Below are 23696 nucleotides of genomic sequence, written 5' to 3' on the forward strand. Positions count from 1 at the left end.
CCCACCCAGACATCCACCGGAGGGAGGCCCGTCAGATGGGGGCCACAACGACAGGCGCGGGACGGCGACGGGCCGTGCCCTGGCTGGTGCTCGGACTGTGGATCGCCGTGCTGGCGATCGCCTCGCCGTTCGCGGCGAAACTCGGCGACGTGCAGCGCGACCGGGCCGTCGACTACCTGCCGGTGAGCGCCGACTCGACGCAGGTCGCCAAGATCCAGGAGCGGCTGCCGGGCGGCGAGGCCACCGAGATGGTCCTCGTCTACCACCGCGACGCCGGACTGACCGCCGCCGACCGGGAGACCGCCGCCGGGCAGGTCGCCGAGATAGCCGCGGCGCACGAACTCACCGGCCGCCCGGCGGGCATCCCGTCCAAGGACGGCACCACCCTCATGTACCCGGTCGCCTCCACCGAGCCCGGCACGGACGAGAAGGCCCGCGACGCCCTCGTCAACGACGTACGGGACATCGCCCAAGGGGGCGACGGGCTCGGCGTCGAGGTCGGCGGCTCCGGCGCGCTCGCCACCGACGCCTCCGAGGTCTACAACTCGCTGGACGGCCCGCTGCTCTACACCACCGCCGCGGTGGTCGCCCTCCTCCTGATCCTCATCTACCGCAGCCCCTTCCTGTGGCTGGTCCCGCTCGCCGTCGCCGGACTCGCCGACTACCTCTCCATGGGCGTCGCCTACGGCCTCAACCAGACCTTCGGCACCGCCGTCTCCGGCCAGAGCAGCGGCATCATGACCATCCTCGTCTTCGGCGTGGGCACCGACTACGCGCTGCTGCTGGTCTCCCGCTACCGCGAGGAACTGCGCCGCATCGAGCGGCCGTACGACGCCATGGTCGCCGCCCTGCGCGGCTGCGGACCCGCCGTACTGGCCTCCTCCGGCACCGTCGCCGCCGGACTCCTGTGCCTGCTGGCCGCCGACCTCAACTCCAGCCGGGGCATGGGCCCCCTCGGCACCGTCGGCGTGCTGTGCGCGCTGGCCGCCATGCTGACCCTGCTGCCCGCGCTCCTGGTCCTGCTCGGCCGCCGCGTCTTCTGGCCGCTGGTGCCCCGCTACGGCAGCACCCCCAAGGCCCGCCGGTCGCTGTTCGCCGCGATGGGCAGCTCCGCCGAACGCCGCCCCCGCACCGTCCTGGTGGGCGGCGCCGTCCTGCTCGGCGCGCTCGCGCTGGGCGCCTTCGCCCTGCCCGGCAACCTCAAGCAGGAGGACTCCTTCACCACCCGCCCCGACGCGATCGCCGCGATGGAGACCCTCGCCGACGCCTACCCGGAGCGCGGCACCCAGCCGATCAGCGTCATCAGCCCCACCGACCGCGCCGACGCCGCGCTCGCCGAGATCCGCGACACCCGCGGCGTGAAGAGCGCCGAGGCGGGCCGCAGCGGCGGCGGCTGGACCGAGCTGACCGTACTGGCCTCCGCGCCGCCCCAGTCGGCCGCCGAGACCGCCACCATCGAGTCCCTGCGCGACAGGCTCGACGGCTCCTACGTCGGCGGCCCCAGCGCCGAGCAGATCGACCTGGAGGACACCAACGCCCGGGACACCGCCATCGTCGTACCGATCGTGCTCCTTTCGGTCCTGCTGATCCTCACGGTGCTGCTGCGCTCGCTGGTCGCGCCGCTGATCCTGGTCGCCGCCGTCGTCGCCGTGTGGGGCGCCGCCCTCGGCATCGGCGGCCTCGTCTTCGATCCCCTCTTCGGCTTCGAGGGCACCGACCCCGGGCTCGGCCTGCTCTCCTTCGTCTTCCTGGTCGCCCTCGGCGTCGACTACGGCATCTTCCTGATGCACCGGATGCGCGAGGAGTCCCTGAACGGCGCCGAACCCACCCAGGCGGCGCTGTCCGCGCTGCGCACCACCGGCGGCGTCATCGCCTCGGCCGGACTGGTCCTCGCCGCCACCTTCGCCGTGCTCACCAGCATGCCGATGGTGCAGCTGGTCGAGCTGGGCTTCGTCATCGCGGTCGGCGTCCTGCTCGACACCTTCCTCGTCCGCACCTACCTGGTCACCAGCGCCAGCGTCGCCCTGCGACGCCGGGTGTGGTGGCCGGGACGGCTGTCCCGGGAACCCGGCCGGCCCGCACCGGACGACGTACGGGAGCCCGTCGGTGTCTGACGTGCCCGGCGACCGGAGCGCGCCCCTCCCCTCCCGGAGGGGCGCGCCCGTCGCGGAGTATGGACGGGTGCAGGCAACCACGACAGCGACGAACCGGGGGCGGACCGCCCGGCCCCGCAGGCCCGAGCGGATCATCGCCGCGATCAACCGCGACCCGCGCACGGCCGAGCACGGCACCCGCAACGACGCCGTGCTCGCGGGAACCCTCCTGCTCGGCGCCGTCTGCCTGGCGCTGTTCACCGACGACGGCCGCCGCCCGGACGCGCTCGGCTGGACGCTGCTGGTCGCCGCGCACATACCGATCGTGTGGCGGCGGCGCCACCCGCTGCTGGTGCTCGCGGTGCTGGTCGCCGTGGCCGGGCCGTACCACGCGATGGACAACAACCACACCGCCGTGAGCCCCGCCTCCTACGTGGCCCTCTACACGCTGGCCGTCACCGGCCGCCCGCTGCGCACCATCCTGACCGGCATCGCGGTCCTCACCGTGTCCGTGAGCATCATGCTCACCGTCAACACCCACCAGGCGCTCGAACTGATCCGCATCTCGGGCTGGGTCATCGCCATCCTCTTCTGCGGCATCGACGTCCGGTACTACCGCCAGTACGTCGCCGCCATCGTCGAGCGCGCCGAACGCGCCGAACGCACCCGCGAGGAGGAGGCCCGGCGCCGCGTCGCCGAGGAACGCCTGCGGGTCGCCCGGGACCTGCACGACCTGCTGGCGCACAGCATCACCCTCATCGGGGTGCAGACCTCGGTCGCCGCCCACGTCCTGACCGCCGACCCCGAACGCCTGGACCGGCAGGCCGTCGCCAAGGCACTCGACGACATCGCCGAGACCTGCCGCTCGGCGCGCGGCGAACTGCGCACCACCCTGGAGGTGCTCAGGGCGCAGGACACCGCGGGCGTGCCCGACGCCCGCGGCCCGCTGCCCGGCCTGAGCGGGCTGCCCGACCTGGCGGAGAGCGCCCGGCTCGCCGGAGCGGACGTGGAGCTGTCGGTGCGCGCCGACGACGTCCCGCCCGCGGTCGGTGCCGCCGTCTACCGCATCACGCAGGAGGCGCTGACCAACGCCGTGCGCCACGCGGGGCCCAAGCCGTCGGTCCGCGTCGCGGTGCACGCCGAGCGGGGCGCCCTGCGGCTGTCCGTCACCGACGACGGCACCGGACCCGACCCGGCGGGCACCCCGGGCTTCGGCCTCGTCGGCATGCGCGAGCGGGCCCGCAGCGTGGGCGGCACTCTCGACGCCGGACCGCGCCGGGACGCCGCCGGCTTCGAGGTGACGGCCGTGCTGCCGACCCCCGCCCCGCCCCCTGCCGACCCCCTGACCTCGGAGAGAACCGCATGACGATACGCGTGCTGCTGGCGGACGACCAGAACCTCGTCCGCGCGGCGTTCGCCCTGCTGGTGGCGTCGGCCCCCGACATGGAGGTCGTCGGCGAGGCCGGTACCGGCCGCCAGGCCGTGGAGCTGGCCCGCGCCCAACGCGCCGACCTGGTCGTCATGGACGTACGGATGCCCGACCTGGACGGCATCGAGGCGACCCGGCTGATCGCCGCCGACGAGGATCTCGCCGGGGTCCGCGTGCTGGTCCTCACCACCTACGACACCGACGAGAACATCGTGGACGCGCTGCGCGCGGGCGCCTCCGGCTTCCTGGTCAAGGACACGAAGCCCGCCGAACTCCTGGACGCCATCCGCACGGTGACGGCGGGCGACGCCCTCCTCTCGCCCGGCCCGACGGCCCGCCTGATCGAGCGCTTCCTGCGCAGCCCGTCGGCCCTCCAGTCGTCCGGATCGGGCCCCGACTGCCTGTCGGACCGGGAGCGCCAGGTCCTCGCCCTGGTGGCCCGGGGCCTGAACAACACGGAGATCGCGGACACCCTGGGCCTGAGCCCGCTCACCGCGAAGACCCACGTCAGCCGCATCATGGGCAAGCTGGGGGCGCGGGACCGGGCCCAACTCGTGATCGTGGCCTACGAGTCGGGCCTGGTGACGCCGGGCGCGGGTCAGTCGCAGTAGACGTCCGAGCCCGGCCGCTGCCCGGTCGCCAGGAAGCGGGAGACCGTGGCGTCCCCGCAGGCGTTGCCGTTGGCCAGGTAGGAGTCGTGCCCGGTGGAGTCCACGGTCACCATGACCGCGCGCCGGCCGAGCGCCTCCCGCATCCGCAGGGCGCCGGAGAGCGGGGTGTTGACGTCCCGTGCGTTCTGGACGAGCAGCACGTTGGACGGCCCGCGGCCGGTGATCCGCACCGGTGCCTCACGCGGCGGGTACGGCCAGGCCGCGCAGAGCATCGCGTTGCGGGGCATCCCGGCGGTGAGCGGGTACTCGGCGCGGCTCTCGGCCACCTCCTTCTCGTACGCGGCCGCCGTGCGGGGCCAGGCGACGTCGTTGCACAGGACACCGGCCCCGACGGCGGTGACGTTCTGCAGCACCGCCTCGGGCGGCGCCTGGGGCGCGGGCGGCACGGTGCCCCGCCGGGCGGCCAGCATCAGCTTGGCGAGCGTCGGGTAGCGGCCGGGGGCGGCGAAGCTGTCCAGCATGGTCTGGCGCAGCACGTTGCCGTTCAGCTCCTCGGGATTGGCCCCGGGCCACGGGATGGGCTCCCGGTCGAGCCGGGCGGCGAGCCGCAGGAACAGCGGCCGCACGTCGGCGGCCCGGTCCGCCAGGCGGTCGGGGTTGCCGGGCTTCGACGCCCACGCGGCGAAGTGCGGGAAGGTGTCCTCCACCCCCCGCTCGTGCGCCGCCAGCCAGGCGCGGTTGACCAGAGCCGGGTCGGGGTTGTCGACGCTGTCCAGCACGATCCGGTCGGTGCGGTGCGGGAACAACTGCGCGTACACGGCCCCGACGTACGTCCCGTACGACACGCCCCACGCGGAGATCCGCCGCTCGCCCAGCGCGGCCCGGAGGCGGTCGATGTCGCGGGCCTCGTTGGCGGTGCTGAGGTGCTTGATCAGCTCGCCGCCGTTGCGTGCGCAGGCGTCGGCCGTGCGCCGGGCGGTGGTCATGTTCCCGTCCACCGAGCCGTCGGGGGCGGGCCAGGGGCGGAGCCTGGAGGTGGCGAGATCGCCGTACTCCAGCCCGCAGTCGGCGGGAGTGGACGGGGCGAGGCCGCGCGGCGCGAAGCCGATGAGGTCGTGGGTGTCACGGACGTCCTGGGGGAGCTTCTGCCCCTTTCCCGAGGGGTCGTTCAGACTCGACCCGCCCGGCCCGCCGGCGATGAGCAGCAGGGCCCCGCGGCGGGCGTCCGGCTTCTCGGCGGGGATGCGGGAGACGGCCATCTCGACACGGGGACCGTCCGGGTCGGCGTAGTCCATCGGCACGTCGAGGGTGGCGCACTCCTGCCGGGGGTCGAGCCCGGTGCCCTCGCAGGCGGACCAGGTGAGGGGCTCGGGCCCGCTCGTGCTCGTCGCGGAGGCGGTCACCGGTGCGGTGACGCCGAGGAGGGCGGTGGACACACCGACGATGGCGGCGTTGCGGATGCCTTTGCTTCGCTTGCGTTGCGTCATGCGAGGAGCCTCGCCGAAGCCCGGGGGCCGTCACATCCGGGCAACAGCATGATATTTACGGGGGGTTGCCCCCTAGGGGAGAGTCACGTTGCTCTCGAAGTTGAGCCAGGCCAGGGAGGCGATGGTGCTCATCGAGGGGCACAGCTCCCGCAGCTTGGCCGAGTCGGTCTTGGGCGGTGTCGAACCCATCTCGTAGCACCCGAGCTTGCGGACGGTGCCCACCGCCTTCACCACGTGGTCCGCGGACTTCTCGACCTCGGTGTACTCACCGTCGGGGAAGTCGCGCTCGATGCTCTTGCCCATCGCGCCGGCGAGTTCCGCGGCCGCGGTGAGGTCCTCACCGCAGCCGGGGTCGTCCCAGGCGACGTGGCTGCACATCGGGGAGGAGTTCATGCCGTAGGCGATGCGGAAGAGCGGCAGCAGCTCCGCGGGGGTCGCGGGCTTGGCCGAGGAGGCGGCCGCCGACGGCTGCTTCGACTCCGACGGGGCGGAGGAAGCGGCCCGGGGCGATTGCCGGTCGTCGGCCGCCTTCCCGTCCTCGCCGCCGCAGGCGGACAGCGTCAGGGTCATCGTCACGGCTGCGGACAGGGCGAGGGCGAATCGGCGCGTGATCATGGGGTCACTCAAGCGCCGGACGAGTTGTTCAGACACCCGGTCCGCAGGACTGAACAACGGTGCGTACGAACTCCGTCCAGGCCGCCGCCCCGACGACGACCACGGGGCCGTCGCTCACTTTGCTGTCCCGGACGGGTATGACGCCGGGGACTCCGTCGGTGACTTCGAGGCAGTTGCCTCCGTCGCCGTTGCTGTACGTGCTCTTGCGCCAGCGGGCGGCGCTCAGGTCGTACTCGCGCATCGTCTGAATTCCTCAGCCGCCGATCGGACCAGGGCGAGGGACGTCTCCGGCGACAGTGCGGCGCCCCTGATCAGATCGTAGGCTCGGCGGGCACGGTGCACCACCGCCGGATCGTCCAGCAGGCTTCCTGAAAACGACGTTTCTGTATAGGCGGTTGGTGGAGCGTCCTCGAACTCCATGAGCCTGAGGGACCCGCTGTTGGCAGGGGCGCCTGCCGAGAAGGGGAGGACCTGGAGCAGAACCTTGCGTTCGGCAGCCAGCACGCTCATGTGCTCCAGCGCTGCCGCCGCCACCTCCGGCCCGCCGACGGGAACGTGGAGCACGGTCTCGTGCACCACCGCCCAATACACGGGGCGTGTAGCGTCGCCGAGGATCCGTGACCGCTCCATGCGGGCCGCAACCCTGTCGTCGACGAACTCTTCGGCCGCGAAGGGGTGTGTTGCCAGGGTGAGCGCCCTGGCATACCCGGGTGTCTGGAGGAGCCCGGGAACCACCGTCGGCTCGAAGTCGCAGACCGTCGATGCCAGCCGCTCCAGCTCGACCACCCCGGCGAAGTAATCCGCATACCGGGGATCATCAATCAGCTTCCTGCACAGGCGCTCGAAAATACCGTCGGTTTGTAGCGCCTCGTCGATCCGCTGGGCCACGTCCAACTGCGGTTTCCGAATTGCCTGTTCGAACTGGCCGATGTAGCCGCCCGACACGAATACCCGTGCACCCAGCTCCACTTGGGTGATTCCGGCGTCCTCTCGCCGCCGTTTCAGTTCCGTTCCGAAGAACTCCCACGCGGCCTGCCGTGAACCATTGGCCATAACCAACCCCCATGCGCTGACCCGCACTTGTAGTGCACATACTCCTGCCGAGTGTAGGCACGTCGCGTCATTCTGGGGACACGAAGAGTGAAACCGTAAAGGGAAGGGAACACGGTGGAAGCACGACACTCGGCGCTCTGCGTCGAAGGAGCGGAGGACACGGTGAAAGAATTGCGCGCGGCGCTCGCGGAGGCAGGAATTATTCTGCCCTCACTGGGGCTCGACCCGGTGAGTCTTGCGCGGGAGGCACCCTGCCCGCTCGTCGAATTGGGCCGGTGTTCCGTGGAGACCGCACAGCGCCTCGCGGCGGTGCTGCGATGACGACGACGCCGCCCGTGGGGGTCTACGCCGTGGACACCCGCAGCGGCCGGGTCGGGATCGTCATGGGGCACGAGGGGCCGTACGTCCAGATGCGGCCGTACGGCGGGGGGCGGGAGTGGGACGCCGAGCCGGGTGACGTACGCCACGCCACCTCGTCCGAGCGGCTCAGCGCGGCGACGGCGTACACCAACGCCCGAAGCCGGGGCGAGGTGCCTTGAAGGATGCGCGAGAATGGGCGGCATGAGTCTGTTCCGCGACGACGGCATCGTGCTGCGCACCCAGAAGCTGGGTGAGGCGGACCGGATCATCACCATGCTCACGCGCGGTCACGGGCGCGTACGCGCCGTGGCGCGCGGGGTGCGGCGCACGAAGTCGAAGTTCGGCGCGCGGCTGGAGCCGTTCTCGCACGTGGACGTGCAGTTCTTCTCGAAGGGCAGCGAGCTGGTCGGGCGCGGGCTGCCGCTGTGCACGCAGAGCGAGACGATCGCGCCGTACGGTGGCGGGATCGTCACCGACTACGCGCGGTACACCGCGGGGACCGCCATGCTGGAGACGGCCGAGCGGTTCACCGACCACGAGGGCGAGCCGGCGGTGCAGCAGTACCTGCTGCTCGTGGGCGCGCTCAGGACCCTGGCCCGGGGCGAGCACGCGCCGACGCTGGTGCTGGACGCGTTCCTGCTGCGCTCGCTGGCCGTGAACGGCTACGCCCCGACCTTCGGGGACTGCGCGAAGTGCGGCCTGCCCGGTCCCAACCGGTTCTTCTCGGTCGGCTCGGGCGGCTCCGTCTGCGTCGACTGCCGGGTGCCCGGCAGCGTCGTACCCTCGCCGCAGGCCCTGGAACTGCTCGGGGCGCTGCTTGCGGGAGACTGGGGCACGGCGGACGCGGCCGAGCCGCGGTATGTGCGGGAGGGGAGCGGACTGGTCTCCGCCTACCTGCACTGGCACCTTGAGCGGGGACTGCGCTCCCTGCGGTACGTCGAGAAGTAGGAGAGAACGGATATGGCCGTACGCGGGATTCTGGGGCGGCAGCGCCGGGAGTACAGGACGCCGGAGCCGCACCCCTCCGGCGCGCGGCCGCCGACCCTCGGTGACCTGGTCCCGGGGCATGTGGCGATCGTCATGGACGGCAACGGCCGCTGGGCCAAGGAGCGCGGGCTGCCGCGCACCGAGGGGCACAAGGTCGGTGCCGAGCAGGTCATGGACGTGCTCCAGGGCGCGATCGAGATGGGCGTCGGGAACATCTCCCTGTACGCCTTCTCCACCGAGAACTGGAAGCGCTCGCCGGAGGAGGTGCGCTTCCTGATGAACTTCAACCGCGACTTCATCCGCAAGTCCCGCGACACCCTGGACGAGCTGGGTGTGCGGGTGCGCTGGGCGGGGCGGATGCCCAGGCTGTGGAAGTCGGTGGCCAAGGAGCTCCAGGTCGCCCAGGAGCAGACCAAGGACAACGACCGGCTCACGCTGTACTTCTGCATGAACTACGGCGGGCGGGCCGAGATCGCCGACGCGGCGCAGGCCCTCGCCGAGGACGTGCGGGCCGGGAAGCTCGACCCGGCCAAGGTCAACGAGAAGACGCTCGCGAAGTACCTGTACTACCCGGACATGCCGGACGTGGACGTCTTCCTGCGGCCGAGCGGGGAGCAGCGCACGTCCAACTACCTGCTCTGGCAGAGCGCGTACGCGGAGATGGTCTTCCAGGACGTGCTGTGGCCCGACTTCGACCGGCGTGACCTGTGGCGGGCCTGCCTGGAGTTCGCCTCCCGGGACCGCCGCTTCGGCGGCGCCATCCCGAACGAGGAGCTTCTGGCCATGGAGGGCAAGCTGGGCTAGCGGGCCCGGGGCGCAGCCCCGGCCCCTTCCGCTCAATCGCCGCAGGCCCCCGCGCAGTCGGCGCAGGTGCCGAAGATCTCCACCGTGTGGGCGACGTTGACGTAGCCGTGCTCGGCGGCGATGGCCTCGGCCCACTTCTCCACCGCGGGGCCCTCCACCTCGACCGCCTTGCCGCAGGCGCGGCAGACCAGGTGGTGGTGATGGTCGCCGGTGGAGCAGCGCCGGTAGACGGACTCGCCCTCGGCGGTGCGCAGGACGTCGACCTCGCCGGCGTCGGCGAGGGACTGCAGGGTGCGGTAGACCGTGGTGAGTCCGACCGCGTCGCCCTTGTGCTTGAGCATGTCGTGGAGTTCCTGCGCGCTGCGGAACTCCTCGACCTCCTGAAGGGCTGCCGACACGGCAGCCCGCTGCCGGGTGGCGCGGCCCTTCACGGGCGGTCCAGCGGTGGTCACTGGATTCCTCCTCACGTCTTCGCGGCTTGCCGGGCCATTGTGCCAGCCCGGTTCGCCCGCGGTCAGACGCCGACCTCGTCGGCGGCCCCCCTGGTGGCCGGAATCTTGCACTCCGCCGGATCCGCGGCGGGCTGCGCGGCGGCGAGTGCCCGCGCGCGTCGCCTGGCCAGCGGGGCGGCGAGCACGCTCAGCGCGATGAACGCGCCGATGGTGAGCAGCACGATCGTCGCGCCGGGCGGCACGTCCTGGTAGTACGACGTGACCGTGCCGCCGATCGTCACGCTCACGCCGAGCGCGACGGCGATGGCGAAGGTGGCGGCGAAGCTGCGGGTGAGCTGCTGCGCGGCGGCCACCGGGACCACCATCAGCGCGGAGACCAGCAGCAGGCCGACGACGCGCATCGCGACCGTCACCGTGACCGCCGCCGTGACGGCCGTCAGCAGGTTCAGCGCGCGCACCGGCAGGCCGGTGACCCGGGCGAACTCCTCGTCCTGGCTGACGGCGAACAGCTGGCGGCGCAGGCCGACGGTGACCAGGACCACGAAGGCGGCGAGCAGGCAGATCGCGGTCACGTCGGACTCGGAGACCGTCGACAGGGAGCCGAAGAGGTACGAGGTGAGGTTGGCGTTGGACCCGCCCGGCGCGAGGTTGATGAACATCACGCCGCCCGCCATGCCGCCGTAGAAGAGCATGGCGAGGGCGATGTCGCCGCGGGTCTTGCCGTACCAGCGGATCAGCTCCATGAGGATCGCGCCGAGGACGGAGACCAGGGTCGCCATCCACACCGGGGACCAGGAGAGCAGGAAGCCGAGACCGACGCCGGTCATCGCCACGTGGCCGATGCCGTCGCCCATGAGGGCCTGGCGGCGCTGGACCAGGTAGATGCCGATGGCCGGGGCGGTGATGCCCACCAGGACGGCGGCGAGCAGCGCCCGCTGCATGAAGGCGTAGTTCAGGATTTCCATGGTCGTCGCCTTCTCAGCTCAGCAGGCCGGTGCGGATCGGTTCGGCGCCCGCCGGTGCGTGCGGGTGGACGTGGTCGTGGCCGGGCAGCGCGTGCTGGCCGACCGCCTCGGGCGGCGGGCCGTCGTGCAGGACGCAGCCGTCGCGGAGGACGACCGCCCGGTCGATCAGCGGCTCCAGGGGGCCCAGCTCGTGCAGGACGAGGAGGACGGTGGTGCCGGCCGCCACCTGCCCGCGCAGGGTCTCGGCCAGTACTTCCTGGCTGGCCAGGTCGACGCCGGCCATCGGCTCGTCCATGATCAACAGGTCGGGTTCGGCGGCGAGCGCGCGGGCGATCAGCACCCGCTGGTGCTGGCCGCCGGAGAGGGCGTTCACCGAGTCCTTGGCGCGGTCGGCCATGCCGACCAGGTCGAGGGCGCGGCGTACGGCCTCGTGGTCGGCCTTGCGCAGGACGCCGAAGCGGGCCCGGGAGAGCCGGCCCGAGGAGACCACCTCGGTCACCGTGGCGGGGACACCGCCCGCGGCCGTGGTGCGCTGCGGGACGTAACCCAGGCGCCCCCAGTCGCGGAAGCGGCGCCTGGGGGTGCCGAACAGCTCGATCTCGCCGGCCGTCACCGGCACCTGGCCGATGATCGTGCGTACGGCCGTGGACTTGCCCGAGCCGTTGGCGCCGAGCAGCGCGACCACCTGGCCGCGCCGCACGGTGAGGTCGATGCCGCGCAGGACGGGGCGTGAGCCCAGCTCGGCGCGGACGCCACGCAGGGATATGACGGACTCGTCGCTCACGATGTCCTCCGTAACGATCGAACGGGCCGGGCGGCCCGGTGGGGCTGCCCGGCCGGGCTGCTTACTTGGCGCCGAGGGCGGTTTCGAGCGCCTTGAGGTTGGCTTCCATGACCCCGACGTAGTCCTCGCCCTTGGACTTGTCGGTGATGCCCTCCAGCGGATCGAGGACGTCCGTCTTCAGGCCCGCGTCCTTGGCGAGGGTCTTCGCGGTCTTGTCGGACACCAGTGTCTCGTAGAAGACGGTGGTGACGCCGTCGGCCTTGGCCTCCTGCTGGAGCTCCTTGATCCGGGCGGGGCTGGGCTCGCTCTCCGGGTCGAGGCCGTTGATGGCCTCCTGGGTGAGGCCGTAGCGCTCGGCGAGGTAGCCGAAGGCGGCGTGGTTGGTGAAGAAGACCTTGGTGTCGGTCTTCGCCAGGCCGTTCTTGAACGCCGTGTCCAGGCCGCCCAGCTTCTTCGCCAGCGCCTCGGCGTTCTTGCGGTAGTCGTCGGCGTGGTCCGGGTCGGCCTTCTCGAAGGACTCCGCGACGCCCTGGGCGATCTCGGCGTACTTCACCGGGTCCAGCCAGACGTGCGGGTCGAGGGCGTGCTCGCCGCCCTCGGAGTGCTCCTCCTCGGCGTGCTCGTCCGCGTGCTCCTCGCCGCCGTGGTCGTGCTCGACGTTCCCGTGGTCTTCCAGCTTCGTGAGCGTGGCCGCGTCGATCTTGGTCTTCACGTCGGACTGGGCGATCGCCTCGTCCACGGCGGGCTGGAGGGACTTCAGGTAGAGCACCGCGTCCGCCTCGCCCATCTGGGCGGTCTGCTTGGCGCTCAGCTCCAGGTCGTGCGGCTCCTGGCCGGGCTCGGTGAGGGTGGTGACGTTCACGTGGTCCCCGCCGATCTGCTCGGCGAGGTACTCCATGGGGTAGAACGACGCGACGACGTCGAACTTGTCCGTGTTGCCCGCCGCCGAGCTGTCGCTGGAGCAGGCGGAGAGGGTGCCGAGGCCGAGTGCGGTGGCCGCGGTGACTGCTATGCCGGAGATGCGGCGTCGTCGTGCGTTCATGACACTCATTTTCAACAAATATGGAAACCGTTGTCAACAAGCGGGCGATTCCGCAGCTGGGAGGCCCCGATTTGGCCGAGGGGTGGCCCACGCCGGTAACCTGAAGCATTCTCTGGAAGCATCTCGCTTCGTCGCCCGTCGTCGTAATGAAGAGAGCACCGTGGCCGCCGACAAGATCGACACCATCGTCAGCCTGAGCAAGCGCCGTGGCTTCGTATTCCCCAGCAGTGAGATCTACGGCGGTACGAAGGCCGCCTGGGACTACGGTCCGCTGGGTGTCGAGCTCAAGGAGAACCTCAAGCGCCAGTGGTGGCGCTACATGGTCACCTCGCGCGAGGACGTCGTCGGTCTCGACTCCTCCGTGATCCTGGCCCCCGAGGTCTGGGTGGCCTCCGGTCACGTCGCCACCTTCACGGACCCGCTGACCGAGTGCACCTCCTGCCACAAGCGGTTCCGCGCGGACCACCTGGAGGAGGCGTACGAGGAGAAGAAGGGCCACGCCCCGGAGAACGGCCTGGCCGACCTCAACTGCCCCAACTGCGGCAACAAGGGCACCTTCACCGAGCCCAAGCAGTTCTCCGGTCTGCTCTCCACCCACCTCGGCCCGACCCAGGACAGCGGCTCCGTCGCCTACCTGCGGCCCGAGACCGCCCAGGGCATCTTCACCAACTTCGCCCAGGTGCAGACCACTTCGCGGCGCAAGCCGCCGTTCGGCATCGCCCAGATGGGCAAGTCCTTCCGCAACGAGATCACGCCCGGCAACTTCATCTTCCGCACCCGCGAGTTCGAGCAGATGGAGATGGAGTTCTTCGTCAAGCCGGGCGAGGACGAGAAGTGGCAGGAGTACTGGATGGAGCAGCGCTGGAACTGGTACACCGGTCTCGGCCTGCGCGAGGAGAACATGCGGTGGTACGACCACCCCGCCGAGAAGCTCTCCCACTACTCCAAGCGCACCGCCGACATCGAGTACCGCTTCCAGTTCGGCGGCAGTGAGTGGGGCGAGCTGGAGGGTGTCGCCAACCGGACCGACTACGACCTCTCCTCGCACGCCAAGGCCTCCGGCCAGGACCTCTCCTACTACGACCAGGAGGCCCAGGAGCGCTGGACGCCGTACGTCATCGAGCCGGCGGCCGGTGTCGGGCGCGCGATGCTCGCCTTCCTGCTCGACGCGTACATCGAGGACGAGGCGCCGAACGCCAAGGGCAAGCTGGAGAAGCGCACCGTGCTGCGGCTCGACCCGCGGCTGTCGCCGGTGAAGGTCGCCGTGCTGCCGCTGTCCCGCAACCCGGAGCTGTCGCCTAAGGCGAAGGGGCTCGCGCAGGCGCTGCGGCAGAACTGGAACATCGAGTTCGACGACGCCGGGGCGATCGGGCGGCGCTACCGGCGTCAGGACGAGATCGGGACGCCGTTCTGTGTGACGGTGGACTTCGACACGCTGGACGACAACGCGGTGACCGTCCGGGAGCGGGACACGATGAAGCAGGAGCGCGTGTCGCTGGACCAGATCGAGGGGTACCTCGCTTCTCGGCTGGTCGGCTGCTGAACGTCCGTTCCGGTTGAGGTACCAGGGGGCTCCGCCCCCTGGACCCCCGGGCCTATGCCCACCCACCACCCGACTCGGTCGGCTGGTGGGTGGGCGTTTTCACGTCAGCGGCCCTGTAGGGACTTCACGTTGTTGCCGAAGGTCCAGTTCTTCGAGCCGTCCCAGTTGAGGGACCAGGTCATCAGGCCCTTGAGGGCGCCGTTGTAGTGGTTCCAGGCCTGGGAGACCAGGGACGGTGCCATGTAGCCGCCGCCCGCGCCGGGCTGGGCGGGCAGGCCCGGAACCTGCTTGTCGTAGGGCACCCGGATCGTGGTGCCCTGGATGACCAGGCCCTTGTCCAGGCAGTCGGTCTGGGCGGTGAAGCCCTGCACGGTGCCGGCCGAGTAGGAGTCGCCGGAACAGCCGTACATGCTGCCGTTGTAGTACTGCATGTTCAGCCACCACAGGCGGCCGTTGTCCGCGTACTTCTTGATGATCGGCAGGTACGCGCCCCAGATCGAGCCGTAGACGATGCTGCCGCCGGTGACGTACGCCGTCTCCGGGGCCATCGTGAGGCCGAAGTTCGAGGGCATGCGGGCCAGTACGCCGTCGATGATGCGGATCAGGTTGGACTGGGACGCGGAGAGCTGGTTGATGTTGCCGCTGCCGGTCAGGCCGGTCTCGATGTCGATGTCTATGCCGTCGAAGTTGTACGTCTTGAGGATCGGGACGATCGTGTCGACGAAACGGTCCGCGACCGCGGTCGAGTTGAGGTCGATTCCGGCCGTCGCGCCGCCGATGGAGAGCAGCAGCGTCTGCCCGGACGCCTTGGCCGCGCACATCTCCGCGGGCGTCGCCACCTTCACGCCCCGGTCCATGCCGTCCTCCCACAGGGCCGTGCCGTCGGAGAGGATCACCGGGAAGGCCGCGTTGAGGACGTTGTAGCCGTGGGCGCCGATCTGGGGGTCGGTGATCGGCGTCCAGCCGAAGGGCGGGTGGACGCCGTTGGCGGCGCCGTCCCAGTTCTCCCAGTAGCCCTGGAGGACCTTGCCGGTGGGCTTCGACTTCACGGCGCAGGTGTCGGCGGCCGCGCCGGTGGGGGCGGCGCTACCGGGAGCCGCCGACGCGGTGGCGACTCCCAGTGGGACCAGAACGGTGGCCGCCAGTGCGGCGGCCAGTAGACGGATCTTGCGGCGGATCATGCCGGGCCTCCCGGTGGGGGTTCGGTGAGGGAGAGTCGTCTTGTGTCGTAGGCATGACAGTGCTTTGGTCCAGACCTTTCGTCAAGAGGTCTGGACCAAGAAGCGGATCCGCTCAGGCGATCGTCCGGGGCAGGCGCAGACTCAGCAGGCCGGTCAGGGCCACCCCCGCGAACTGCACCAGCAGCGTCGTCACCAGGGCGTCCCGCATGCCCATCCCCGGGACCAGCGACAGGAACAGCGTGCCCAGGGTGGCCACGCCCAGCGCCAGCGACGACTGCTGGGTGGTGACCATGACGCCGCTGCCCACACCGGCGCGTTCGGCGGGCACCTCCGAGAGGACCAACCGGAGGACGACCGGGAGCTGGAGCGCCTGGCCCGCGCCCGCGACCGCCGCGCCCGGCAGGAGTTCGACCAGTCCCAGATCGGGCCAGGAACGCCACGCGGCCAGCGTCATCAGGGCCAGGCCCACCCCCTGGAGGGCGGCGCCGGTGGGGACGACGCGGGTGCCGTAGCGGGCGACCAGCCGGGGACCGGCGAGGGAGAAGAGGAAGAACACCACCGCCAGTGGTGCCAGTGCCAGGCCCGCGGCCACCGGGCCCAGGCCCGCGCCCTGCTGCAAAGCCACCGCGATGACGAACATGAAGCCGCTGAAGCCGATCGAGAACGGCACGATGAGCAGGAGGCCGCGGCGCAGCGACACGATCGCGAACAGGCTCGGCGGGACCAGCGGCGTACGGCCCGCGCGGTCCGCCCGGCGCTCCACCGCGTAGAACGCCGCCGCCACGAACGGGAACGCCGCCAGCGACAGCCACGTCCACAGCGGCCAGCCCGCCGCCCGGCCCTCGGTCAGCGGGACCAGCAGGGTCAGGATCGAGGCGGCCAGCAGGAAGGTGCCGGGGACGTCCACCGGCTCGGGGCGCGCGGAGCGGGTCTCCGGGACCGCGCGGGCGGCCAGGAAGAGGCCCGCGAGGACGACCGGGACGTTGACGAGGAAGACGGAACGCCAGCCGGTGCCCGCGATGTCGGCGGCCACCAGGACGCCGCCGAGGATCTGCCCGGCCACCATCGACAGGCCGGCCGTGGCCCCGTACAGGCCCATGGCCTTCGCGCGCCGGGGACCGGACGTGGTCGCCTGGATGGTCGCCAGCACCTGCGGCAGCATCGCGGCGGCCGAGGCGCCCTGCGCCACCCGCGCGGCCACCAGCGACCAGGCGTCCGGCGCCAGACCGCAGGCCAGCGAGGTCAGCCCGAAGGCCGCCATGCCGCCCAGGAACAGGCGGCGCCGGCCGAAGAGATCGCCGAGCCGGCCGCCGAGGACCAGCAGGACGGCGTACGCCACCCCGTATCCGGCGACGACCAGTTCCAGGACCGCCTCGCTCGCGGAGAGATCCGCGCCGATGGTGGGCAGGGCGACGTTGACGATGAAGAAGTCGACGAGCGGGAGCGCCGCGGCCAGCAGCACCGTGAAGAGCCCGAGGCCACCGAGCGCGGGCGGCGCCGTGGGGCCCGTACGGACGGGACGTGAAGTGATGGTTTCGGTCACGTGGTCGAGCCTGCGACCCTTTCCAAGGTGGTACCAGAGTCTTCTTGTGCTGGTAGTAGGACTACCTGGCAACAGGGTTCAGGACGCGGCACCCTGGAGGCATGACGACCACGACGGGTCAGGAGACGGTGGCACAGGCCCCGCCCCGGGACACCGGCTCGGAGATCCGGCGGCACGAACTCGCCGCCTTCCTGCGCAGCCGCCGCGAGCGCATCGCGCCCGAACACGTCGGGCTGCCCCGCGGACGCCGCCGCCGGACCCCGGGGCTGCGGCGCGAGGAGGTCGCCCAGCTCTCGGCCGTCGGCGTCACCTGGTACACCTGGCTGGAGCAGGCCCGGGACATCCAGGTGTCCGTGCAGGTCCTCGACGCCCTCGCCCGCGCCCTGCTGCTCGACCCCACCGAGCGCGCCCACCTCTTCCAGCTGGCGGGCTCCGTCGACCCGACGCCCGCGACGCATTGCCCGGCCATCACACCGGCGGTGCGCGCCCTGCTGGAGCAGTTCGAGCCCTACCCCGCCTGCGTGCAGAACAGCCGGTACGACATCCTCGCCCACAACCGGACGTACGGGCTGCTGCTGTGCGACCTGGACTCGGTGCCGCCCGAGGACCGCAACTGCATGGTCCTCTGCTTCACCCACGAGGACTGGCGGTCCTCCATCGTCCATCTGGAGGAGACCCAGCGGCTGATGGCGGCCCGGTTCCGCGCCACCATGGCCGGTCATCTCGCCGAGCCCGCCTGGAAGATGCTGCTCAAGCGGCTGCGCACCCAGTCGCCCGCCTTCCGCGAGGCCTGGGAACGGTACGAGGTCGTCGCGCACCGCGGCAAGCGCAAGGAGTTCCTCAACCGGCACGTCGGCCGGATCCGCGTCGACCACACCGACCTGTGGCTCGGACCGGAACCGGGCCCTCGGATGGTGACCTACGCACCGGCCGACGACGACTCCCGGCAGCGGCTGGAGAAGCTGCACGCGATCGCCCTGGAGCGGGAGCCGGCCGCGTCGGGATGAGCGCCCGAAGTGCGGGAACCCGGGGAAATGCGGAAGGTGATGTTCCCGGGGTTTCCCAGGCTGTGCACAGCCCGGGGTTCCCACAGCACGGACAGGGCGAGGACGAACAGTCATGGCTGAGCAGAAGTCGGCGCGGACACTCCCGCGGCCGTTGCACGCGGCCGCTTCGGCGGTGCGGAAGGTGCCGGGTGCCGGGACGGTGGGCAGGGCGGCCGAGGGCGCGCTGGACAGGATCGGGGCGGTGTCGCCGCGCGGGCGGCGCGTGCTCGTCTACACGGGTGCCGGAGTGCTGGGCGTCGCCGGACTGGTGGAGTGGCCGGTCGCGGTCACCGGGGCGGCGGTGGCCTGGCTGACGCAGCCGCGCGGGCGGAACGGGCAGAACGGGCGGGGCGGCGACGGGAGCGCGGCGAAGGGCGGGGACGCGGAAGCGGGCGGGGCCCGGGGTGCCGCCGGCACCAAGCCTGCCCGGACGACGGCCAGGAAGACCACCAGCAGGGCGGCCACGGCGAAGGCCGCCACGGCGAAGACGGCCGGGGCGAGGGCGACGAGCGGGACCAAGGCCGCCGGGGGCGGGACGGCCGGGACGGCCACCACCGCCAAGTCGGCTGCCGCGGCCAAGCGGACCACCGGCGCCAAGCGGACCACCGGAGCCAAGAAGGCCGCCGCCAAGTCCACGGCGGCGAAGTCCGCCGCCGCGAGGAAGTCGCCCGCGAAGAAGACCTCCGCGAAGAAGACCGCGTCCCCCACCCGGGCCAAGAGCGGGTCGGGGACCAAGGCGACCTCCAGCCGGCCCTCCTCCTCGGGCGGCGGCCGGAGCGGGAGCCGCAGCCGCAAGACGGCCGCCGCGTCGCGCACCCGCACGTCCGGCTGAGGGAGAGCGATGGCCGGCGGACTGCTCACGCGTTCCCAGGACGCCGTCACGGGATTCGTGCTGGCCGGACCCCGGCTGCTCGCGCGGGGCACCGCGCCCGCCGTGGGCGCCGCGGCCGGGGCGGCGGCGGGCACCGCGCGGGCCGGGGTGCGCGGCGCCGACTTCGCGGCCCGGGCGGCACGGGTGGCCCGCGCCGCGCTGCCCGGGGGATCGCGGGACTGGCGGGCCGGACCCCGGGCGCACCTCGCGCTGCGGCCGGTCGCGAGGGACGAGGTGCACCGGGCGGGCGGTACGGAGAGGGTGGGACGGCGGGTGGCGGCGGCACTGGCCGAGCACCCGGACGTGCTGCTGGCCTACTGGGACACCGGTCTCGCCAGACTGGTGGTGACCGCGACCGAGGACACGCTCACCGACCGCGTCGTGGACCACGCCACGGAACTCGCCGAACGCCACGGACTCACCCGGGTGGACCAGACGGCCCGGACCGGCCGCACCGAGTCGGACGGACCGGTGGACGGACCGGTGGACGACCTGGTGGGCGACGACCCGGTGGACGAGCCGGACCACCCCGGCGACCCGGCCCCGGTGCGCGTCGCGGCGGCCGCGCTCGGCGCGGACGTGCTGGGCGTCGCCGCCGCCGTGACCGGCGCGCGGCTGCGGCTGCCGCCCTCGCCCCGCCTGGTCACCGCCGTAGCGACGCTGCTGCGCGAGAACCCGGCCTTCCGCGCCTGGCTGCGCGAGCGGCTCGGCGACCACCGCATGGACGTGGCACTGGCCGCCGCCAACGCCGCCGTCCACGGCGCCGGGCAGAGCCCCACCTCACTGGTGCTCGACGGGGCGCTGCGCGTGTGCCAGCTGACGGAGGCGGTGGCGCGGGGTGCCGCCTTCGAGGTCGTGCACGACCGGTTGTGCGTGCCCGGCCGCGACAGCCTGCCCGCCGCCCCCGCCCTGCGGCCGCCGCCGCGCACCTCACCGGCCCAGGACTACGCCGCCCACGCCTCGGCGGGCAGTGTGGCGGGCGCCGCCGCGACCCTGCTGGTCAAGCACGACCTGGCCGAGGCGGCGGAGGCGGTGCTCGCCGGTTCGCCCAAGGCCGCCCGTTACGGGCCCGCCGCCTTCCACGCCGTACTGAGCGCGGCGCTGTCCCGCGCGGGTGTGCTGGTGCGCGATCCCGGGCGGCTGCGGCAGCTGGAGATGGCCCGCACGGTCGTACTGCACCCCAGCGCGCTGCGGGTGCCGGGCGCGGGCGCGGACCCGTGGACCGAGGACGTGCTGGACGCGGCGCGGCGCGCGGGACTGCGCGTGGTCATGGTCGAGGACCCGGCACTGGCCGACTTCACCGGCCTCGCCGACCAGGTCGTCGGCGCCCGCCGCCCGCTCGCGGACGTCGTGGCCGAACTGCGCGCCGAGGGCGGCGTCGTCACCGTCGTACGGCCGCCGCCCGGCGACGACGGGTCCGTGTCGGCCGGGCTGCTCGCCGGGGACGTGGCCGTCGCGCTGGCCGACGGGGACTGCCCGGTGGCGTGGGGCGCGGACGTGCTCGCGCCGCAGGGGCTCGCCGACGTGTGGCGGGTGCTGCGGGCGGTGCCGGTCGCGCGTGCGGTCGGGCGGCGCTCGCAGACGCTGGCCCGGTCCGGGGCCGCGCTGTCCGGACTGCTGGTCGCGGTCGGCGAGGCGCGCGGCAGGAGCCGGGGCGGCGTGTCGTCGCTGCTGGGGATGCGGCACGCGCCGGTCGACGCGAGCGCGGCGCTGGCCCTGCTGTCCGGCACCCGGGCGGCGGTCGGCGTGGCGACGGCCCGCGCCCCGCACCCCCGGGCCCGGGTCGCCTGGCACGCGCTGGACCCGCAGGACGTACGGGACCGGCTGGAGCGGGCGCGCGAACCCGGGCCGACCGCCGTGGAACAGGCCACGGCCCGGCTGCGGGCGGCCGCCGACCGGGCGGGCCGGGTGCCCGTGCTGGCTCCGGTCCGCTGGTCGTGGCAGCTGGCCCGGGCCGTACGCGGCGAACTGGACGACCCGCTCACCCCGGTCCTCGCGGTCGGCTCGGCCGCCTCCGCGATCCTCGGGTCGGTCGTCGACGCGCTGCTCGTGGTCGGCGCCCTCGACCTGAACGCGCTGGTCGGCGGCTTCCAGCGGCTGCGCGCCGAGCGGGCGCTGTCCGGGCTGCTGGCGGAGCAGAAGCAGAAGGCCCGGGTCGCCGAGGAGCCCTCGCGGGAGGGTCGACCCGCCCGCGGCAGTGCGGAGCCCGCCCCGGAGGGCGAGCCGCGGATCGTGGACGCGGCCAAGCTGCACCCCGGCCAGGTGATCGAGCTGAAGGCGGACGACGTGGTGCCCGCCGACGCGCGGCTGCTGTGGGAGGACGGCCTGGAGGTGGACGAGTCCGCGCTGACCGGTGAGTCGCTGCCGGTGGACAAGTGCGTGGACCCGGCGCCCCGCGCCCCCGTGGCGGAGCGGTACTGCATGGTCTTCGAGGGCACGACCGTGGTGGCCGGGCGGGCCCGCGCCGTCGTCGTCGACACCGGCGACCACACCGAGGCGGCGCGCGCGGTCGCGCTGGCGGCCCGTACGCCGTCCGCGGCCGGAGTGCAGGCCAGGCTCCAGGAGCTGACCCGCAAGGCGCTGCCGCTCACCCTGGCGGGTGGCGCCGCGGTGACCGGGCTCTCGCTGCTGCGCGGGGCGCCGATCCGGCGGGCCGTCGCCGGTGGCGTGTCGGTGGCGGTGGCCGCCGTGCCCGAGGGGCTGCCGCTGGTGGCGACCGTGGCCCAGCTCGCCGCGGCCCGCAGGCTCAGCCGCCGGGGCGTCCTGGTGCGCACCCCGCGCACGCTGGAGGCGCTGGGCCGGATGGACACCGTCTGCTTCGACAAGACGGGCACCCTCACCGAGAACCGGCTGCGGCTGTCCCGGGTCGTGGGCACCGACGGCACGGTCCGCCGGGCGGGCGACCCGGACGCCGCCGACGCCGTACGGACCGCCGCGCGCGCCTGCCCCCGGCTGGACGGCGACGGCGCCCGGCCCACCCACGCCACCGACGAGGCGATCCTGGACGCGGCCGGGGACGACCCCGGGTGGACGCAGGAGGAGGGCCTGCCCTTCGAGACCTCCCGCGGCTACGCCGCCGCCGTCGGACGCGAGGACGGGAGGGGCCCCGCCGTACTGGTGGTCAAGGGCGCCCCGGAGACGGTGCTGCCCGCCTGCGCCGGTCTGCCGGCCCACGCCCCGGAGGCGGCGCAGCGGCTGGCGGGAGACGGACTGCGCATCATCGCGGTGGCGCGGCGGACCCTGGCACGGGGCGAGAAGGCGGCCGACGTGCTGGAACGGCAGCCGTCGGAGCTGGAGTTCACCGGACTGCTCGCGCTGGCCGACGTGGCCCGCGAGACCTCCCCGGCGCTGGTGCGCGGGCTGCGCGAGGCGGGCGTACGGCCCGTGGTGCTGACCGGCGACCATCCGCAGACCGCCCACGCCATCGCCGTCGACCTGGGCTGGCCCGAGGACGCGGTCGTGGTCACCGGCGACGAACTCGCCGCCGCCGACCGCACCGCCCGCTCCCGGATGCTGCGCGACGCGGACGTCGTGGCCCGGGTGGCGCCCGAGCAGAAGCTCCAGGTCGTCGAGTCGCTGCGGGACGCCGGGCGGGTCGTCGGCATGGTCGGAGACGGCGCCAACGACGCCGCCGCGATCCGGGCCGCCGACATCGGCGTCGGCATCAGCGCCCGCGGCTCGGCCGCCGCCCGCAACGCCGCCGACCTGGTGGTCACGGGCGACGACCTGCTGGTGCTGGTGGAGGCGGTGCGGGAGGGGCGTGCCCTGTGGCACAGCGTCGCCGACGCCATCGCCATCCTGATCGGCGGCAACGCGGGCGAGGTCGGCTTCGGCATCCTCGGCACGGTGCTGGGCGGCGCCGCCCCGCTGTCCACCCGGCAGATGCTGCTGGTCAACCTCTTCACCGACCTGTTCCCCGCGATGGCCGTCGCGGTGACCAAGACGGGCGATCCGGAGCAGGAGGAGGCCGACGCGGGCGCGCCGCTCGGTACGGCCGTGCTGGGCGAGCCCCTGCTCCGGCAGATCCGGCACCGGGCCCTGACCACCGCGCTCGGCGCGACCGCGGCCTGGCTGCTGGGCCGCTTCACGCCGGGCACCCGGCGCCGCTCGACGACCATGGCGCTGTGCGCGGTCGTCGGCACGCAGCTCGCCCAGACCCTCGCCGACCGCCGCGACAGCCGCGTGGTCCAGGTCACGTCCCTCGGCTCGGCCGCCGCCCTGGTCGCCCTCGTCCAGACGCCGGGCGCCAGCCGCCTCTTCGGCTGCACCCCGCTGGGCCCGGTCGCGTGGACGTGCGTGGCCGCCGCGATCGCGCTGGCGCTGGCGGGGCAGCGGGCGTTGCCGGGCCTGGAGGACGCGATCGTCAGGTACTGGCCGAAGCTGGCGGAACGGCTGCCGCGGGCGGTGCGGTGAGGCGGGGCGCCGAGACCGGCCGCCGCCCCGCGGGGGCCCAGCCGCCGCTCGTGACGGCGCCGAGGACGAGGACCGCGAGGCCGCAGGCGGCCAGGATCCACCAGCCGGGGCGGGCGGCGGAGACGAAGGTCTCGCGGTACGAGCCGGAACGGCTGCCGCGGGCGGGTGCGGTGAGGCGGGTCGCCGAGACCGGCCGCCGCCCGCGGGGGGCCGTCACGTTCCCGCCCGCGGGGGGCGTCATGTCCCCGCCCGTGCCGCCTCCCGTACCTCCGGCGACCCGAGGCGCTCGGCCGTTCGCTCCGCCGTGCGGTGGGCCCAGCGGCCGCTCGTGACGGCGCCGAGGACGAGGACCGCGAGGCCGCAGGCGGCCAGGATCCACCAGCCGGGGCGGGCGGCGGAGACGAAGGTCTCGCGGTA

Annotated in this window: 21 protein-coding genes and 2 pseudogenes; 11 read left to right on the top strand and 12 right to left on the bottom strand. The window is 73.1% G+C overall.

Going from position 1 to position 23696, the window contains the following annotated elements; translation table 11 throughout:
• Positions 1-35 precede the first annotated feature (35 nt).
• The 3 genes from ACH4D3_RS08210 (at position 36) to ACH4D3_RS08220 (ending at position 4133) form a co-directional block, all read left to right on the top strand.
• The gene (locus tag ACH4D3_RS08210) at positions 36-2114 is read left to right on the top strand and encodes an MMPL family transporter (RefSeq protein WP_398317910.1); all 2079 of its coding nucleotides are present in this window, start codon (positions 36-38) and stop codon (positions 2112-2114) included.
• Between the two features lie 67 nt (positions 2115-2181).
• Positions 2182-3459 (top strand): sensor histidine kinase, encoded by a 1278-nt coding sequence (locus ACH4D3_RS08215; RefSeq protein ID WP_398317913.1) that lies wholly within the window; start codon positions 2182-2184, stop codon positions 3457-3459.
• Positions 3456-4133, top strand: coding sequence for a response regulator (locus ACH4D3_RS08220; protein WP_398317916.1), 678 nt, complete (start codon positions 3456-3458; stop codon positions 4131-4133). Before ACH4D3_RS08215 ends, ACH4D3_RS08220 begins: the two co-directional genes overlap by 4 nt.
• Here the strand turns inward: ACH4D3_RS08220 and ACH4D3_RS08225 are convergent.
• The 4 genes from ACH4D3_RS08225 to ACH4D3_RS08240 form a co-directional block, all read right to left on the bottom strand.
• Positions 4121-5620, bottom strand: a complete 1500-nt coding sequence (locus tag ACH4D3_RS08225; RefSeq protein ID WP_398317919.1) for an alpha/beta hydrolase — start codon at positions 5618-5620, stop codon at positions 4121-4123. The two genes, ACH4D3_RS08220 and ACH4D3_RS08225, sit on opposite strands and share 13 nt — an antisense overlap.
• Before the next feature lie 72 nt (positions 5621-5692).
• Positions 5693-6235: a hypothetical protein gene (locus ACH4D3_RS08230; protein ID WP_398317922.1), complete on the bottom strand. Its 543-nt coding sequence runs from the start codon at positions 6233-6235 to the stop codon at positions 5693-5695.
• Positions 6236-6263: 28 nt separating this feature from the next.
• The gene (locus ACH4D3_RS08235) at positions 6264-6476 is read right to left on the bottom strand and encodes a DUF397 domain-containing protein (RefSeq protein ID WP_398317925.1); all 213 of its coding nucleotides are present in this window, start codon (positions 6474-6476) and stop codon (positions 6264-6266) included.
• Entirely contained in the window at positions 6458-7288 is an 831-nt protein-coding gene (locus ACH4D3_RS08240; RefSeq protein ID WP_398318938.1) for a Scr1 family TA system antitoxin-like transcriptional regulator, read from the bottom strand. The genes ACH4D3_RS08235 and ACH4D3_RS08240 overlap by 19 nt, the downstream gene beginning before the upstream one ends.
• A gap of 114 nt (positions 7289-7402) precedes the next feature.
• Between ACH4D3_RS08240 and ACH4D3_RS08245 the strand changes: the two genes are divergently transcribed.
• From ACH4D3_RS08245 to ACH4D3_RS08260, 4 genes are read left to right on the top strand one after another with little or no spacing between them, the layout of a single operon-like run.
• Complete coding sequence (locus ACH4D3_RS08245; protein ID WP_361000689.1) at positions 7403-7609, top strand: hypothetical protein; 207 nt, start codon at positions 7403-7405, stop codon at positions 7607-7609.
• The gene (locus ACH4D3_RS08250; RefSeq protein WP_398317928.1) at positions 7606-7827 is read left to right on the top strand and encodes a hypothetical protein; all 222 of its coding nucleotides are present in this window, start codon (positions 7606-7608) and stop codon (positions 7825-7827) included. Before ACH4D3_RS08245 ends, ACH4D3_RS08250 begins: the two co-directional genes overlap by 4 nt.
• 22 nt (positions 7828-7849) lie before the next feature.
• Positions 7850-8596, top strand: coding sequence for a DNA repair protein RecO (recO, locus tag ACH4D3_RS08255; RefSeq protein WP_042826133.1), 747 nt, complete (start codon positions 7850-7852; stop codon positions 8594-8596).
• 12 nt (positions 8597-8608) lie between these two features.
• The gene (locus tag ACH4D3_RS08260) at positions 8609-9439 is read left to right on the top strand and encodes an isoprenyl transferase (RefSeq protein ID WP_398317931.1); all 831 of its coding nucleotides are present in this window, start codon (positions 8609-8611) and stop codon (positions 9437-9439) included.
• A gap of 32 nt (positions 9440-9471) precedes the next feature.
• Here ACH4D3_RS08260 and ACH4D3_RS08265 read toward each other — a convergent pair whose 3' ends face one another.
• The 4 genes from ACH4D3_RS08265 to ACH4D3_RS08280 all read right to left on the bottom strand — a co-directional run bounded on the left by ACH4D3_RS08265 (position 9472) and on the right by ACH4D3_RS08280 (position 12682).
• Positions 9472-9891, bottom strand: coding sequence for a Fur family transcriptional regulator (locus ACH4D3_RS08265; RefSeq protein ID WP_398317934.1), 420 nt, complete (start codon positions 9889-9891; stop codon positions 9472-9474).
• A 62-nt stretch (positions 9892-9953) separates the two neighbouring features.
• A complete protein-coding gene (locus ACH4D3_RS08270) occupies positions 9954-10856 on the bottom strand; it encodes a metal ABC transporter permease (protein ID WP_398317937.1) in 903 nt (300 codons plus the stop codon).
• 13 nt (positions 10857-10869) lie between these two features.
• The gene (locus ACH4D3_RS08275; RefSeq protein ID WP_398317939.1) at positions 10870-11640 is read right to left on the bottom strand and encodes a metal ABC transporter ATP-binding protein; all 771 of its coding nucleotides are present in this window, start codon (positions 11638-11640) and stop codon (positions 10870-10872) included.
• Positions 11641-11701: 61 nt separating this feature from the next.
• On the bottom strand, positions 11702-12682 hold the full coding sequence (locus ACH4D3_RS08280) for a zinc ABC transporter substrate-binding protein (protein ID WP_398317942.1): 981 nt from the start codon (positions 12680-12682) through the stop codon (positions 11702-11704).
• A gap of 160 nt (positions 12683-12842) precedes the next feature.
• On the opposite strand from ACH4D3_RS08280, the gene ACH4D3_RS08285 reads away from it, so the two are divergent.
• A complete protein-coding gene (locus ACH4D3_RS08285; protein ID WP_398317945.1) occupies positions 12843-14225 on the top strand; it encodes a glycine--tRNA ligase in 1383 nt (460 codons plus the stop codon).
• Positions 14226-14329: 104 nt separating this feature from the next.
• Here the strand turns inward: ACH4D3_RS08285 and ACH4D3_RS08290 are convergent, their stop codons facing one another.
• Together ACH4D3_RS08290 and ACH4D3_RS08295 are read right to left on the bottom strand one after the other, a co-directional pair.
• Positions 14330-15406: a chitinase gene (locus ACH4D3_RS08290; RefSeq protein ID WP_398317948.1), complete on the bottom strand. Its 1077-nt coding sequence runs from the start codon at positions 15404-15406 to the stop codon at positions 14330-14332.
• 112 nt (positions 15407-15518) lie between these two features.
• Entirely contained in the window at positions 15519-16949 is a 1431-nt protein-coding gene (locus ACH4D3_RS08295) for an MFS transporter (protein WP_398317951.1), read from the bottom strand.
• Positions 16950-17050: 101 nt separating this feature from the next.
• On the opposite strand from ACH4D3_RS08295, the gene ACH4D3_RS08300 reads away from it, so the two are divergent.
• The 3 genes from ACH4D3_RS08300 (at position 17051) to ACH4D3_RS08310 (ending at position 23279) form a co-directional block, all read left to right on the top strand.
• On the top strand, positions 17051-17956 hold the full coding sequence (locus ACH4D3_RS08300) for a helix-turn-helix domain-containing protein (RefSeq protein WP_398317954.1): 906 nt from the start codon (positions 17051-17053) through the stop codon (positions 17954-17956).
• 112 nt (positions 17957-18068) lie between these two features.
• Positions 18069-18827: a hypothetical protein gene (locus ACH4D3_RS08305; protein WP_398317956.1), complete on the top strand. Its 759-nt coding sequence runs from the start codon at positions 18069-18071 to the stop codon at positions 18825-18827.
• Positions 18828-18836: 9 nt separating this feature from the next.
• The gene (locus ACH4D3_RS08310; protein ID WP_398317959.1) at positions 18837-23279 is read left to right on the top strand and encodes an HAD-IC family P-type ATPase; all 4443 of its coding nucleotides are present in this window, start codon (positions 18837-18839) and stop codon (positions 23277-23279) included.
• On the opposite strand, the pseudogene ACH4D3_RS08315 reads toward ACH4D3_RS08310, so the two are convergent.
• Together ACH4D3_RS08315 and ACH4D3_RS08320 are read right to left on the bottom strand one after the other, a co-directional pair.
• Positions 23230-23421: pseudogene (locus ACH4D3_RS08315) on the bottom strand (MFS transporter); the annotation flags it as partial. The gene ACH4D3_RS08310 and the pseudogene ACH4D3_RS08315 overlap by 50 nt on opposite strands.
• Positions 23422-23516: 95 nt before the next feature.
• Positions 23517-23696: pseudogene (locus ACH4D3_RS08320) on the bottom strand (MFS transporter); the annotation flags it as partial.

Origin of the sequence: Streptomyces sp. NPDC018026 (genome assembly GCF_044327745.1) — a bacterium.
Classification (GTDB): domain Bacteria; phylum Actinomycetota; class Actinomycetes; order Streptomycetales; family Streptomycetaceae; genus Streptomyces; species Streptomyces rubrogriseus.